The sequence below is a fragment of the Christiangramia aestuarii genome (assembly GCF_009735585.1).
Taxonomy (GTDB): domain Bacteria; phylum Bacteroidota; class Bacteroidia; order Flavobacteriales; family Flavobacteriaceae; genus Christiangramia; species Christiangramia aestuarii.
Map to the genome: position 1 here is coordinate 167,956 of NZ_VJVW01000003.1, position 14,694 is coordinate 182,649.

Consider the following 14,694-nt stretch of genomic DNA (forward strand, 5'->3'; position numbering starts at 1 on the left):
TAGTTTGAAAATTATCCAATTTGAAAATTAGCAGAAAGACTTTTGCATTTTCAAATTGATCGATTTTCAAATTAACCTATTCATACCTAAGCGATTCTATCGGGTCCTGTTTGGCGGCTTTTGCTGCCGGGTAACTGCCGGCCAGGATCGCGACAAGGATAGTGATTCCGGTTGCCCAAAGCATGGCTTTCCAGGGGGTGGTAAAGGCAAAATCCAAAGAGGAGGCTACGGCAAATCCAATGAGTATCCCTAGGATGATCCCTAGTAATCCACCTATTTGTCCTATAACAAGGGTTTCCAGGAAGAACTGGGTCGCGATGGTGTTCTTTTTCGCACCAAGCGCTTTTCTAACTCCGATCTCACGGGTTCTTTCGGTTACGGTCACTAGCATGATGTTCATCAGGGCGATGGAGGATCCAAAAATAGTAATGATTGATATGATCCAGGCCGCGATATTCAGGGCTCCGGTAATTGAAAGTATTCGATTTATCAAATCGTCGCTGCGTTCAAGCCCGAAATTATTTTCTTCCTTCGGATTCAGTCCGCGTATATTTCTAAAGGTAATTATAGCCTCATCCATAGCAGCATCCAGTAACTCCTTATCTTCAACCTTAACGCTCAGGCTGTAATTGATGTTTGGCTGGGAGAAGATGGAACGTGCGTGTTGTATGGGAATAAAAACCCGCAGGTCCTGATTATTTCCGAAGGTACTTCCCTTGGATTCCAGTACCCCGATCACTTTGAATTTAGCCCCGCGTATACTGATTGTCCGGTTTACCGGATCGAAGCCTTTAAAGATCCCATCCTTAAAATCTGAGCCTATGACTGCAACATTATTGTTGTTCTCTATATCAAAAACATTGAATTCCCGCCCGTCTTCCACTTCAAGACCGGAATTTTCTAGGTAATATTCATTTACTCCCAACACAGATATCTCTGGATCTGTCTTTTCGTTCTCGTATTTAACTTCTGCAGAAGAGGTTCCGGTAAAGGAAATCGCAGTTTCTGTATATGGGTATTCGAATTTCTCTTCAAATTCTTTCACCTCCCGGTAACTGATAACCGGGTTTACTTTCCTGTCTTCATTTCGGGAACTCTGGGTACGGAACTCATAACGCTGCAGGTTAAAAGTGTTCGCGCCCATAGAGGCAAAATCCTTGCTTATCGTGTTTTCAAGAGCCGCCACGGCACTTAGAATACCTACTAGTGCGGTAATCCCAATAGCGATGATAAGTACCGTTAGAATGGTTCTTAGAGATTGGTTTCTTATGGAATTAAGGGCGATCCTTATATTTTCCCGAAAAAGTGAAAACATGGGCTGAATTTTCTGGCTTACCGGTTAGACTCTAATTTAGCAACTTTGTTACTTAAAAAATCAAATTTGTTTGGGTTCGCTTAAAAATTAAGATATTTGCAATCCTTAATAGCAAATTCAGCTTAAAACAGATCATGGCACAAAAACCGTCAATACCAAAAGGTACGAGAGATTTTTCACCGGAAGAAGTAGCAAAGAGAAATTATATTTTTGAAAATATTCAATCAGAATTTAAAAGGTTCGGATTTCAACCAATCGAAACACCTAGCTTTGAAAATTCTTCAACCCTGATGGGGAAATACGGAGATGAAGGTGACCGACTGATCTTTAAGATCCTTAATTCCGGAGATTTTCTAAAGAAGGCCGATAAAACTGCCCTTGAAGCAAAAGATAGTGCCGGCCTTACTGCATCTATAAGTGAAAAAGCTTTACGCTATGATCTAACTGTGCCCTTTGCCCGTTACGTGGTACAACATCAAAATGAGATCGAATTTCCTTTTAAAAGGTACCAGATACAACCTGTATGGAGGGCAGATCGCCCGCAAAAAGGAAGGTTTAGGGAATTCTACCAATGTGATGCAGATGTGGTGGGAAGTAACAGCCTGTGGCAGGAAGTTGAGTTCGTGCAGTTATATGATTCGGTCTTTAATAAACTGGGACTGGAGGGAGTTACTATCAAGATCAATAATAGAAAGGTTCTTTCAGGTTTTGCCGAAGTGATCGGGGAGCAGGATAAACTTATAGATTTTACGGTAGCCCTGGACAAGCTGGATAAAATTGGGGAAGAAGGTGTAAAAAAGGAAATGCGTGAAAAAGGAATTTCTGAAGAAGCGCTGACCAAAATACAGCCTATCTTTAATCTTTCCGGAAGTTTTTCTGAAAAAATTGAAGGCCTGAGGTCTATTCTTGAAGGTTCGGAAACCGGGCAGAAGGGAATTGAGGAATTACAGTTCATCCAGAATGCGATCGAGGAAATGCCGCTTAAAACTGCAAAATTAGATCTTGATGTAACCCTTGCCCGTGGCCTGAACTATTATACTGGAGCCATCTTCGAAGTTGCCGCACCAGAAAAGGTCAAGATGGGATCTATTGGTGGTGGTGGCCGTTATGATGATCTAACCGGAATTTTTGGATCAAAGAATATGAGCGGGATTGGGATATCTTTTGGTCTGGACAGGATCTACCTGGTTCTTGAGGAACTTGGACTGTTTCCCGAGACGGTTACTCAGAATACCAAGGTGCTCTTTATTAATTTTGGTGACAGGGAAGCCTTGTATGCCATGAAAGCGGTTAGGGAACTAAGGAAGGAGAATGTGACTGCAGAACTCTACCCAGATTCTGCAAAAATGGGTAAACAAATGAAGTATGCAGATAAAAGGAATATACCATATACCGTCCTAGCCGGAGAAGAAGAAATGAAACAGGGCAGGTTTACCTTAAAACATATGAAGTCTGGCGAACAGTCCAGTCTTGATCTTGCCGGATTAAAAGAAAAACTTCAGAACTAGAATTCATCCAAATTAATATCAAGCCCTTATCAAGTTAATTGGTAAGGGCTTTTTTATTTTAAGAGACATCATTTTCAACTCTTCTGAAAATCAATTATTTGCGCTATATTAATACTGTGATTTTATAGCCAGAAAATGTCAGCATTCAAAAAACCGGTTCGAACCTTAATCGTAGGAGGCTTGCTTTTCCTTTTCCCGTTGGTCATCCTGGTCGCCATTATCTTAAAAGCCCTTCATTTGGTGGGACCAATAGTTCGAAAAATGGCTGCTTTTTTTGGGATTGAAAGCATATTCGGAACCGCAACCATAGGCCTGCTGGGAATTATTTTCGTGCTTTTAATTTGTTTTCTTAGTGGTTACCTGATCCATTTGGGTTTACTAAAAAAATGGAATTCAAGCCTGGAAGAAACTGCGTATACTCTCTTCCCGGCCTTGAGGAGGTTCAAGTTCAGGTTTTTTAATGAAGATGAAGATTCCGATGATAGCTGGGAGTCTATTTTATTAAAAAGGGAAGAAGCTTTCCAGATCGCCTTTATAACTTTTAAAAGTGACAATGGTTATTTAAGCATTTTCATACCCGATGCCCCGGAAATAAGCAATGGCGAGGTCATCCTGCTTAGGGAAGCTGAATGTATTTATAAACATATTCCACGCCAGGAAGCCATGAAACTCCTGGTGAAATTCGGTAAAGGCCTTAGTGCTGAAGAATACGCGGAACTGGATAAATTATAAAGTTTTAATTACTAGTTGATTATATTTATAAGTCAAAGTTTTTATTGCCTCATTCTCTAAGCCTCAGAACCTGAATTTATAGCCTACATTATTCAAGAATTAGTAATTCCTGGATATGATTTACTGAAGCTGAATTCGAATACCAGTTAGTTTAAAATATGAATTATGAAAAAGTCTTTTTTATTGTTATTCCTTTTTTGCAGTATTTATCTGAATGCCCAGGAAACTGCAAGTCTGGACACCACAGCCGTTAGAATACTCGATAGAATGGCAGACTTGATAGGCGGCTTAAGATCTGTGAGTTTTACCGCCAATATTTCCCAGGACGTAGCGAAAAGCAAGCTTGGCCTGGTTAGGGAATATTCTGAAAACGAAGTCTATATGGTTGGGCCAGATAAGATGCATGTACAGGTTAATGGTTCGGCTGGCCATAAAGGCTACTGGTATAATGGAGCAACGCTTGTCTATTATTCCTTTGATGAGAATAACTATTCGGTAATCGATGCGCCATCAGATATCATTACCATGATGGATAGTATTTACAGGAACTTTGATATTGAATTTCCGGCAGCAGATATTTTCTTTCCAGGATTCGTGGATATTCTTTTGGAAGATTTTCCGCACATAGAATACCTGGGAGAAAAGGAAGTTGACGGAATTAATTGTTTCCATATCATGGCGGTGAATGAAAATACCAACCTGCAATTATGGGTAGCCAATAATGCTTTTTTTCTTCCTGAGAGATTTCTCATCATTCATAAAGATGATTTGAATAAGCAATATGAAGTGAATTTCAAGAATTGGGAGATCAATCCAGACCTGCCAGAGGAAATGTTTTCTTTTGAACCGCCACCAAAAGCGAAGAACATAGCCATCATGGCTACTAAAAGCTTTTAAAATGATTTCCCGAATTAAATTTCTATTAGAATGAAAACTTCAGCATACATCCGGTTTCCATATGTCTTCCTGGTATTTTCACTATTCTTATTCGTAGCTCCTTTTCAGAATATGGAGGCGCAGAGAATAAATCGGGGAGGCAGGCCACAAATGTCCAGACCCGCAGCTAGACCAGCACCATCAAGACCCAACAGGAATGTAAACACCAGGAATATGTCCCGGCCAACGAACCGTTCAATTAATGGCGGTGCGGTAAAAACCAGGAATACCAAAATGCCTTCCAGGGATGTTTCAAGAGATCGAAAACTGGACAGGTCTGAGATCAAAAGACCACCTGCAACCAGACCATCTACAGGCCGTGAAACGGTTAACAGAGATCGACCTGTTGATCGAAATCCGGGAGACAGAAATCCCGGTAACAGGAACCCGGGAGACAGAAATAATATCAATATAGATAAGGGAAAGAATAATGTTAATATAAATATTGATAATAGCCGGGAAATAAATATCAGGAATACCAGGGTGCGCAGTAGCGGCAGGATCTATGTAAGACCACCTTATATCTTTGGTGGTTTTAGGTTTTATGCTTTCAGGCCTTACTATTATCATCCTTTCCGTCCATTTTACTGGGGGCCTTACTGGCATCCCTGGGGATATTTTGTGACCAGTCTGGCAACCACGGCCATAATCATAAGTATTGAGAACCAACGATATCATTATGACCAGGGAGTGTATTATATAGAAGAAGCTGAAGGTTACAGAGTTGTTCAGGCTCCGGTAGGAGCTGAGATCAAAACCTTACCTGAAGGCTCCCAAACCGTGGAAGTGAATGAAACTACCAATAACTACTATTACGGAGGTACTTATTATGAAAAAGATGGGGAGACCTACAAAGTGGTGCCACCAACTGCCGGGACCATAGTTCCTAACCTGCCTGAAGGTGCTGAGGAAGTGAGAGTAGGAGAACAGACCTTTGTAAAATATGGAGAAACCTACTATCAACCTGTGCAGGTAGATGGCAAAAACATGTATGAGGTTGTTGAAGTCAAAGAAGAATCCTAAGAAAAGCCTCCCTCAGGAGGCTGTCTTTTAATTGCTCGCCTGGTTAAGGTTTTCCATTTCCTCTTTGCTTAGTTCATTTTCCATGGCTTCACGGAAAGATTGTAAATGCCCGGATTTGGTAACACTGGCGATTGGCGCAGTAGTTCCGGGTCTTTCCATGATCCATCTCAAAGCGATCCCGGCCTGGGATATATTACGGTGATCTGAAATATCTTTCAGAGCCTTCAGGATCTTTTTTCCTCTTTCATCAAAATAATCTTTAAGGAACATTTCCCTGCTGCTGCCTTCTACGTCATCTTTAGAATTGTATTTCCCGGTAAGGAATCCGCTGGCAAGTGAAAAATAGCTGGCTACTCCCAGGTTATTTTCCATACAAATTTTCCTGATACCGTTTTCAAACTTATCCCTTTTCACCAGACTGTATTCGGGTTGAAAAACTTCGTATTTGGGCAAACCTTCATTTTTGGAAGCGTCGAGGGAGTCTTGCAGTCTGTCTTCAGATAAATTTGAAGCTCCAATATATCTTACCTTTCCTTCCTTGATAAGCTGCTGATAGGCTCCCAGTGTTTCTTCTACCGGGGTTTTGTTATCATCCCAGTGAGTATAGTAAAGGTCTATATAATCTGTCTGAAGCCTTTTCAGGCTGTCTTCAACTGCTTTCATGATATGCTTTTTCGAGATATCCTTATCACCGCCCTGTTGCATGCTTGAGCCCACTTTAGTTGCAATTATATGTTTATCGCGACCGCCCCTATCCTGAAAATACTTGCCTATAATGGTTTCAGATTCGCCACCAGAATTTCCCTCGGCCCACCGCGAATAAACATCGGCCGTGTCTATATGATTTATGCCCATATCCAGGATCTTATCCAGAAGATCGAAGGATTGTTTTTCGTTGACGGTCCAGCCAAAAACATTACCTCCAAATATTATTGGTGAAGTATATAAGTCTGTATTTCCTAATTGTTTTTTTTCCATAATTCGGTTTTTCAAGATAATATAAGATATAAGGCTCTAAATCCCATTTACTCTGCTTAATCTTAAAATTAGTTTAACAGCCGGCAGGGAATTTCCGTTCACAGGCTCCGCTGAGAGAGTAATTTTAGGGAAATTCTGATGACCGTCATAGTTGGTTGAGAAATTCTGGTTTTACTTTATCGTATAAAATTCAGATAGCCAGGGAGTTGTTTATTTAATAGAACGAATTTCATAAGAGTAATTATCTTAATTAACTGTAACACAATGCTTTGAACTGGACCGCTTTCTGTCTATCTTTAATATTCTAATCTTATTTAAAGTGGCAGGAAGCGGCATTTGGAATAATTTTTTAGCCTTTTTCGAAGAGGCTGGTGACCTTTTTTTATTTACGGGTCGCTTCTTCCGTGAGGTTTTTAAGCCTCCATTCGAATTTCGCGAGCTTTTGAGACAATGCTACCAAATGGGGAATAAATCCCTTCTGCTGGTAGGAGTGACCGGCTTTATCCTGGGGCTTGTTTTTACCTTGCAATCCAGGCCTACCCTGATGCAGTTTGGGGCGGAAAGCTGGATGCCGTCTATGGTAAGTATATCTATCGTAAGAGAAATAGGGCCCGTGATCATTGCGCTTATCTGTGCCGGAAAGATAGGATCTGGTATAGGGGCAGAGCTAGGTTCTATGAGGGTTACGGAGCAGATCGATGCTATGGAAGTTTCGGGTACCAATCCGTTCAAATATCTTGTGGTGACCAGGATCGTTGCTACTACCTTGATGTTACCACTGCTGGTTATCATCGGGGACGCGATTGCCCTGTTTGGTTCAGCGATCATTGAAAACCTTAAAGGAGAAGTATCCTTCCTTCTTTATTTTAACCAGGTTTTTGATGCGCTTACCTTCGCCGACCTGATCCCTGCTACCATTAAAACCTTCTTCTTTGGTTTTGCGATCGGGCTGGTTGGCTGCTACAAAGGTTACAATTGTTCCAAAGGAACTGTTGGAGTAGGAGAAGCCTCTAATGAAGCCGTGGTATATACCTCCATGCTCCTGTTCGTAATAGATTTTATCGCTGTTTTTGTTGCTGATATATTGTATGGATGATGAATGCCTCACAAGAAATACAGCCTATTCTTGAGATCAAGGACCTAAAAAAATCCTTCGGTGATAAACATGTATTAAACGGATTCAACCTGAAACTATTTGAAGGGGAGAACCTGGTGGTGATGGGTAAATCTGGTTCGGGGAAATCTGTGATGGTAAAATGCCTGGTAGGTCTTATGCAGGCCGATAGCGGAATTATCAGGATCAAGGAGCAGGATATCGAGATTCTGGGACGTTCAGAACTAGACCTTTTAAGGACTCATATAGGCTTTCTATTCCAGGGGAGTGCCCTATATGATTCTATGACGGTTCGGGAAAATCTCGAATTTCCGCTGAGAAGGCATAAAAAGAAACTTCAGATGAAAGAGAATACAGAAACCCTGGTAAGGGAAGCCCTGAAAAATGTTGGGCTGGAACATACCCTGGATTTAATGCCTTCCGAACTTTCCGGAGGGATGCAGCGAAGAGTAGCCCTCGCGCGGGCCCTGATCCTGAAGCCCGAGATCATTCTGTATGATGAACCAACCACGGGGCTGGACCCAATAACCTCCAAGGAGATCATACAGCTTATGAGAAGTATCCAGGACACTTATAATACTTCTTCGCTCATCATTACCCATGATGTAGATTGTGCCAGGGTGATATCCAACAGGATGATTCTGCTGGTAGACGGAATAAATTATGCTGAAGGCACTTTTCAGGAATTATCAAGCTCTGATGACCCGCAGGTGAAGGCCTTTTTTAAAAATTAAAGATCATGGAAAAATCGACATCAGAAAAAATAAAATTAGGGGTCTTTGTGGTCATAGGAATGCTTATTCTCATCACAGCCCTCTATTTCATTGGTAACCGGCAACATTTGTTCACCAGGAACATGAAGGTCTATGCTGAATTTGAAAATGTGAATGGTCTCCAGATAGGCAATAATGTTAGATACTCCGGGATCAATGTTGGTAATGTGAGCAGGATAGAAATGATAGGAGATGCCAGGATCGTGGTCCAGATGATGGTGGAGGAGTCTACTGGAAGTTTTATTAAAAAAGACGCGATCGCTTCTATTGGATCAGATGGACTGGTGGGGAGCATGGTCGTGAACATCCTTCCTGGACAGGAAGACCTGGCCGCGATAAAACCTGGCGATACCATTGAGACCTATAGCAGGATTGGCGCAGATGATATGCTCTCTACCCTAAACGTGACCAATGAAAACGCGGCCCTGCTTACGTCAGACCTTCTGAAGATCACAGATAAGATCCTTGAAGCCAAAGGGACCCTGGGGGTGCTTGTTAGTGACACTACCCTGGCTAGCGATATCAAACTGACCCTAACCAATCTAAAGGAAACCAGTGAGCAAACTTCTAGAGCCATGAAGAAAATAAACCGGGAATTATCCAAGATCAATATGCAGGAAAGCGTGGCGGGAACTTTATTAAATGATACCGTTTCAAGGAACCGGGTGGAAAACCTCATTAGGAACCTAGACTCTACCAGCAATCAGATTAAAGAAATTACCAAAAGTGTAGATGCTATGGTCAGCGAAATTAGAGATGGTCAGGGAGCCTTGAATTATCTCACACAAGATCAGGAACTGGTCAAAAACATAGATACGACCATGATCAATATCAAGGAGTCTTCCCTTAAACTGAATGAAAATATGGAAGCACTAAGGCATAACTGGCTTTTTCGAGGATATTTCAGAAGACTGGAGCGCAGGGAAAGAAGAGAAACCGGTAATTAAAGATAGTTTAACAGCTCTTGCCTAAATCTTAACTTTATGAGGCAAGACAATTCCTTAACTTGGAAATAACCAAAAAATGAGAATTATGAGAATTGCCTTGATTTGTTTTTTATTTCCAGCCTTACTGACTGCCCAGAAAGTTGCTGATAAATTTACTCTTTCCCCTGCTGGATTCGAAGATTCCGTGATCAGAGAGTACCCTGGGAAATCAGATTCAGACCTTTTCCTGGCTACCAGAAGGTGGGCAGATAATATTATTTCTAACCCGAACGAGGCTATCAGCCGGGAGGTAGAGAACCAATATCTTGAGTATAAGGTTTTTGTACCACAGGCTTTTTCCATAGAGAACGAAGGAAAGGTCTATACGTGGGATGCCATGTTCGACCTGGGTTTGAGATATAAGGATGAAGCTATTCGTTATGATGTGGAGATCGTGGAACTTTCAAGTCCAGATGCTCCAGCTTTTCAGATCGTTGGTGGAAAGAACGACTGGGCTTTTTATGCCGAGAATAACCAGCCTTACCCGCTTACTACAGATGCCCGTAAAGTCATGGAAGAAATCGTGAACGATTTTATTAGAGGAATTTCAGCCTATGTGAACAGGGATGCAGAAATACCCGAAAAGGAATGATGAAATATATGTATATTAAAATAAAAAAGGCCGCTATTTTTAGTGGTCTTTTTTGTTTTACTTTCGGTTTAATATGACCTAAATCATATTTTATCAGGTAATTACTGCTTATTTTTAAGTTCATTTAAGAAAAAGATCATGAAACGTATTCTCCTACCAACCGATTTTTCAGATATCGCCGAATATGCGCTTAAGTATGCTGCCAACCTTGCAGAAAAATATAGTGCCGAGATCGTCGCTTTGTATATGATTAACCGCGAAGATGCATTCCTTAGCAGGAAAGAGGCTATGGAATTATATGAAAACATAGATTACCATAAGCGCATTAATGATTCCTTCAAAAAATTCCTGGATAAGGATTTCTTGGAAGGTATTAAAGTTTCAACAGAGATCAAAAGGCAGGTAGAATTTGAAAAAATAACCGATCTAACAGACAACCTGAATGTCGATCTGATCGTGATGGGGTCTCATGGAGCTCATGGGGTTGGCGGAATGTTCATAGGTTCTAATGCAGAGAAGGTGATCAGGACCTCAGAAGTTCCAGTACTGGTGGTAAAGAAAACCCAACCATTCTTCAAACTAAAAAAAGTGATCATGGCCTGTGATCTTAATCTCGATATGGTAGAAGCTTTTAAAAAGGCTAAAAAGTTCCTCAGGGATAATTCTCTCGATTACGAGATGGTCTATGTGAATACTCCTGAAGATTTTCTTAGTACCGGACTTATGCAAACAGAGGTGAATAAATTCTTCGCTGAGCAGGGAATAAGGGAGGCAGATATTGACGATAAGGTCATTTTTTATAATGACTTTAATATTGAAGCCGGAATATTCAATTATGCCGATGAAGTGAAAGCAGATCTTATCGTCCTACTAACTCACGGTAGAAAGGGACTGGCCCGGTTGATCTATAACAGCTATGGAGAAAAAATGGCCAATCATTCAGATATTCCTGTTCTTACAGTAAAAGCCTGATCTTTCTAAATTAGAAATTCAAATTATTTTCCAAGAGGACAAGGTCTTAAAACTGCTTATTTTCAATAAATTAACCTTATGAAATAAATCTAGTTTTATCCCAATGCTCAGTAATCCTCATTCGTTAGCGGTCGAAGAAGTTATAGCTCAACTTGGCTCGAACCAGCTATCAGGATTAAATGAACAGGAGTCTGCTAAAAGATTAAAAAGCTTTGGGCCAAACGTGCTTAGCCGGAATAAACCAAAAAATGCCTGGCAGATACTTCTTGAACAGCTCTTAAGTCCAATAGTCTATATCCTCATAGGGGCTATGTTTCTAGCCTTCTTTTTCAGTGAAACTATCGAAGCTTTGGCCATTTTACTGGTGATCATCATCAATACCCTTATTGGCTTCGTGATGGAGTACCAGGCTATTAAGTCTTTTACAGCCTTAGAAAAAATGGTGCAGACCAATACGAGGGTTTTAAGGAATGCCAAGGAAATAGATCTCGCCTCCAGGTTTCTTGTTCCGGGTGATATAATTCTTTTAAATGCAGGAGATGTGGTGCCTGCCGATGCCCGAATCATTCAGCAGGAAAGCCTCTTGCTTAAGGAATCCATGTTAACCGGAGAAAGTGCTGAGGTTTCCAAAAATAAGGAAGTCCTTGCGGAGGAAACAAGGATCACCGAGCAAAAAAACATGCTTTTTAATGGTACCCTGGTTTCTCGAGGTAACGCCAAAGCTATAGTTACATCTACCGGGGATCAAACAGCCATTGGGGAAATCAGTAGTCTTACCCAGCAGAAAAATGAAAAACGGGCTCCTCTTCAAAAGAAATTAAGCAGTCTTACCAACTGGTTGATTGTCCTTACTCTTGGCCTGGCGGGGATCATTGTACTTACCGGCTTTCTGGGGTCTAATGATGCCGAGCTTATGCTGAAAACAGGAATAGCTCTGGCGGTGGCAGCCATTCCGGAAGGGCTTCCTGTGGTTGCGACCATTACGCTAGCCAGGGGCATGCTGAAGTTATCAAAACAAAAAGTGGTTATTAAAAAACTGGAATCGGTACAAACCCTTGGAGAAACCAATATTATCTGTACAGATAAAACCGGAACCCTCACAGAAAATAAAATGCATGTGAGCAAAATCGAGGTCGAAAATGCTAGAATTGGATCTTCAGATTTTCCGGCGTTAAGCCAGGAGCAACTTGAAATTTATGAGCTGGTAAAGGTTGCGGTTCTGTGCAATAACTCTAATCCGGAAAAATCGAATAATCATGGAGATGCTATCGATGAGGCTTTGATCGACTTTGTTCAAAGCACTAGTTTCAAAATGCCCGACATACTAAAATACTATCCTGAGGTAAGGGAACTGGCTTTCGACGTGGAAAAAAAATTAATGGCGACCGTTAATCAATATGATAATGGATTCATAGTTCATGTAAAAGGGGCTCCGGAAAATATCCTGGAACGTTGCAATTTTATTTACCGGACCGGCAAAATTGAAGAATTTGAGAATAAAGAAGAATGGCTGGAAAAGGTAGAGGTTATGGCTTCGGAAGGTTTGAAGGTACTTGCTTTCGCTAATAAAAGCATCTATGCTGTGGAAGAGGAAAAGCCTATGCTAAGCGACCTGGTATTTATAGGAATCTCCGGCTTTTTAGACCCTCCCCGGGAGGATATAGCCCAAACTATAAAGATCTATAATGAAGCAGGGATTTCAGTAAAGATGATCACGGGAGACCATCCCGGCACAGCCAGTAACATAGCCCGGGCCATAGGTATTATAAAAGAAGAAAATAATGAAAAGCCGATCCTGGGAACCTGGTATCCCGATTTTTCAACTTTAGATGCTGAAAATAAGAACCTGGTACTAAAGGCCAGTGTTTTTGCCAGGATGTTGCCCGCCCAGAAACTTGATCTGGTAAGATTCTTTCAGAAAAACGAAGGAGTTGTCGGAATGCTGGGAGATGGGGTTAACGATGCCCCTGCACTTAAGGAAGCCGATATTGGAATAGCCATGGGAGTACGAGGAACTGAAGCGGCAAAAGAAGTCGCCGATGTGATTCTTCTTGATGATAAATTTACCGCGATCAGGCTTGCTATCCAGCAAGGTCGTGCCATATTTGAAAATATCAGATATTTCGTGATCTTTCTGATCTCTTGTAACCTGGCTGAGGTAATCTCGGTTTCCATCGCTTCATTTACCGATCTGCCACTTCCCTTACTTCCCATGCAAATACTTTACCTTAACCTGGTCACCGATATTTTCCCCGCCTTGGCCCTAGGGATGGGCAAGGGGAGTAAAGGTATTATGAAAAATCGACCAAGACCAGCAGGAGAAGAATTACTAACAAGGAAGCACTGGATGGCTACAATTACCTACGGATTATCAATTACCCTGAGCGTGATTGGAATTGTGATCTTCGCTCACGAGTTTCTTGGATCTACTTTGAAGGAAACCAATAATATGGCATTTAATACCCTTGTACTGGCGCAGCTTATCAATATTTTTAATTTGCCCAAAAAAGGCACCTCCTTCTTCAAGAATGAGATCACTGCTAATAAATGGGTCTGGATCGCCCTGCTAGTATCTATTTTTATTACCTACCTGGGATATAGGATCGAATTCCTGGCAGAGATACTTTCCCTGGGCAGCCTGAGTTTTCGCGAAGTAATCATCTCTGTGATTTTTGCCTTAGGCTCCCTACTAATTTCACAACTAATCAAAAGCAGCGGAATTTTTAAGGGCAACTAGCTATTCTGTATTGGTTAAGGGTGATGCTTCCCCGTGTTTAAGGGATAGCAGGATGGCCCCTGTAAGAACGAGGCTGATGAAAACAAGGGATATCCAAATGGGGATTTCAAAATGTTCGCTTAAAAGGAATTTTATACCAACAAAAGCAAGGATGATCCCAAGGCCTTCATTAAGATATATAAACCTGTCTTTCATATCGGCCAGCAGGAAACAAAGTGCTCTCAGGCCCAGGATAGCAAATGCATTGGAGCTTATTACAATAAACTTATCTGTAGTAACTGCAAGTATCGCTGGGATAGAATCCAGGGCGAATATAACGTCTGTTAATTCAACAATGATTAGAACTACGAATAGGGGTGTAGCCAGTCTTTTCCCATTTTCTTTTACAAAGAATTTATCTTCCTTGTAATGATCTGTTTGTGGGATCACTTTTTTAGCCCATCTAAAAATTCTGTTTTCTTCCGGGTTGGTATCGGCCATATCACTCTTAAAGATCTTATAGGCGGTAAAAAGCAGAAAGGCACCAAAGATATATACTATCCAGTCTACATTTTCGATAAGGGCAATACCTCCAATAATGAAAATGACCCTAAGAACAAGCGCCCCGAAGATCCCCCAGAACAGTACTTCGTGCTGATATTTTTGAGGAACCTTAAAATAAGTGAATATAACCGCCCAGAGAAATACATTATCCATAGACAGGGACTTTTCAATAAGGTAGCCGGTAATATATTCCCCTGCGGCATCAGTTCCCTGCCACCAGGCTACGACCCCGGTAAAGGCAAGCCCCAGGCTTATCCAACCGGCGCTGTACCAGGCAGCTTCCCTGGTATTTATCTTGTGCGGGTTACGCATTACTAGCTTTAAATCAACCAGTAAGAGCAAAGCAATGAATGCAGCGAAACTTACCCATATCCAAGGAGATATCTGAGTAGTTGCCTGGCCGGCAGCCATTGAAAATAAAGGAAAAGCAGTTAGGTTCATAAGATTATATATGAACCCAAATTAAAGTGAATTCCCAGACAATC

13 protein-coding genes are annotated in these 14,694 nt (G+C 41.4%); 10 read left to right on the plus strand and 3 right to left on the minus strand.

Annotated elements, in window-relative coordinates:
* Positions 1 to 76 precede the first annotated feature (76 nt).
* Positions 77 to 1,315, minus strand: coding sequence for an ABC transporter permease (locus FLP08_RS08655; RefSeq protein ID WP_156275985.1), 1,239 nt, complete (start codon positions 1,313 to 1,315; stop codon positions 77 to 79).
* A 134-nt stretch (positions 1,316 to 1,449) separates the two neighbouring features.
* On the opposite strand from FLP08_RS08655, the gene hisS reads away from it, so the two are divergent.
* The 4 genes from hisS (at position 1,450) to FLP08_RS08675 (ending at position 5,514) form a co-directional block, all read left to right on the plus strand.
* Positions 1,450 to 2,823: a histidine--tRNA ligase gene (hisS, locus tag FLP08_RS08660; protein ID WP_156275987.1), complete on the plus strand. Its 1,374-nt coding sequence runs from the start codon at positions 1,450 to 1,452 to the stop codon at positions 2,821 to 2,823.
* A 135-nt stretch (positions 2,824 to 2,958) separates the two neighbouring features.
* Positions 2,959 to 3,555 carry a DUF502 domain-containing protein gene (locus tag FLP08_RS08665; protein WP_156275989.1) on the plus strand — a complete coding sequence of 199 codons (597 nt, stop codon included), beginning with the start codon at positions 2,959 to 2,961 and terminating at the stop codon, positions 3,553 to 3,555.
* 165 nt (positions 3,556 to 3,720) lie between these two features.
* On the plus strand, positions 3,721 to 4,452 hold the full coding sequence (locus FLP08_RS08670; RefSeq protein ID WP_156275991.1) for a DUF2092 domain-containing protein: 732 nt from the start codon (positions 3,721 to 3,723) through the stop codon (positions 4,450 to 4,452).
* A 30-nt stretch (positions 4,453 to 4,482) separates the two neighbouring features.
* Complete coding sequence (locus FLP08_RS08675; RefSeq protein WP_156275993.1) at positions 4,483 to 5,514, plus strand: DUF6515 family protein; 1,032 nt, start codon at positions 4,483 to 4,485, stop codon at positions 5,512 to 5,514.
* Between the two features lie 27 nt (positions 5,515 to 5,541).
* Here the strand turns inward: FLP08_RS08675 and FLP08_RS08680 are convergent, their stop codons facing one another.
* Positions 5,542 to 6,492, minus strand: coding sequence for an aldo/keto reductase (locus tag FLP08_RS08680; protein ID WP_156275995.1), 951 nt, complete (start codon positions 6,490 to 6,492; stop codon positions 5,542 to 5,544).
* A gap of 319 nt (positions 6,493 to 6,811) precedes the next feature.
* Here FLP08_RS08680 and FLP08_RS08685 point away from each other — a divergent pair, with 319 nt between their 5' ends.
* The 6 genes from FLP08_RS08685 to FLP08_RS08710 all read left to right on the plus strand — a co-directional run bounded on the left by FLP08_RS08685 (position 6,812) and on the right by FLP08_RS08710 (position 13,666).
* Positions 6,812 to 7,588: an MlaE family lipid ABC transporter permease subunit gene (locus FLP08_RS08685; protein WP_162431001.1), complete on the plus strand. Its 777-nt coding sequence runs from the start codon at positions 6,812 to 6,814 to the stop codon at positions 7,586 to 7,588.
* The gene (locus FLP08_RS08690; RefSeq protein WP_156276659.1) at positions 7,588 to 8,340 is read left to right on the plus strand and encodes an ABC transporter ATP-binding protein; all 753 of its coding nucleotides are present in this window, start codon (positions 7,588 to 7,590) and stop codon (positions 8,338 to 8,340) included. Before FLP08_RS08685 ends, FLP08_RS08690 begins: the two co-directional genes overlap by 1 nt.
* A 5-nt stretch (positions 8,341 to 8,345) precedes the next feature.
* Positions 8,346 to 9,326: an MlaD family protein gene (locus tag FLP08_RS08695; protein ID WP_156275999.1), complete on the plus strand. Its 981-nt coding sequence runs from the start codon at positions 8,346 to 8,348 to the stop codon at positions 9,324 to 9,326.
* A gap of 85 nt (positions 9,327 to 9,411) precedes the next feature.
* Positions 9,412 to 9,957: a hypothetical protein gene (locus FLP08_RS08700; RefSeq protein ID WP_156276001.1), complete on the plus strand. Its 546-nt coding sequence runs from the start codon at positions 9,412 to 9,414 to the stop codon at positions 9,955 to 9,957.
* A 138-nt stretch (positions 9,958 to 10,095) separates the two neighbouring features.
* Entirely contained in the window at positions 10,096 to 10,929 is an 834-nt protein-coding gene (locus FLP08_RS08705; RefSeq protein ID WP_156276003.1) for a universal stress protein, read from the plus strand.
* Between the two features lie 103 nt (positions 10,930 to 11,032).
* Entirely contained in the window at positions 11,033 to 13,666 is a 2,634-nt protein-coding gene (locus tag FLP08_RS08710; protein ID WP_156276005.1) for a cation-translocating P-type ATPase, read from the plus strand.
* Here the strand turns inward: FLP08_RS08710 and FLP08_RS08715 are convergent, their stop codons facing one another.
* Entirely contained in the window at positions 13,667 to 14,650 is a 984-nt protein-coding gene (locus tag FLP08_RS08715; RefSeq protein ID WP_156276010.1) for a TerC family protein, read from the minus strand.
* Between the last annotated feature and the right edge of the window lie 44 nt (positions 14,651 to 14,694).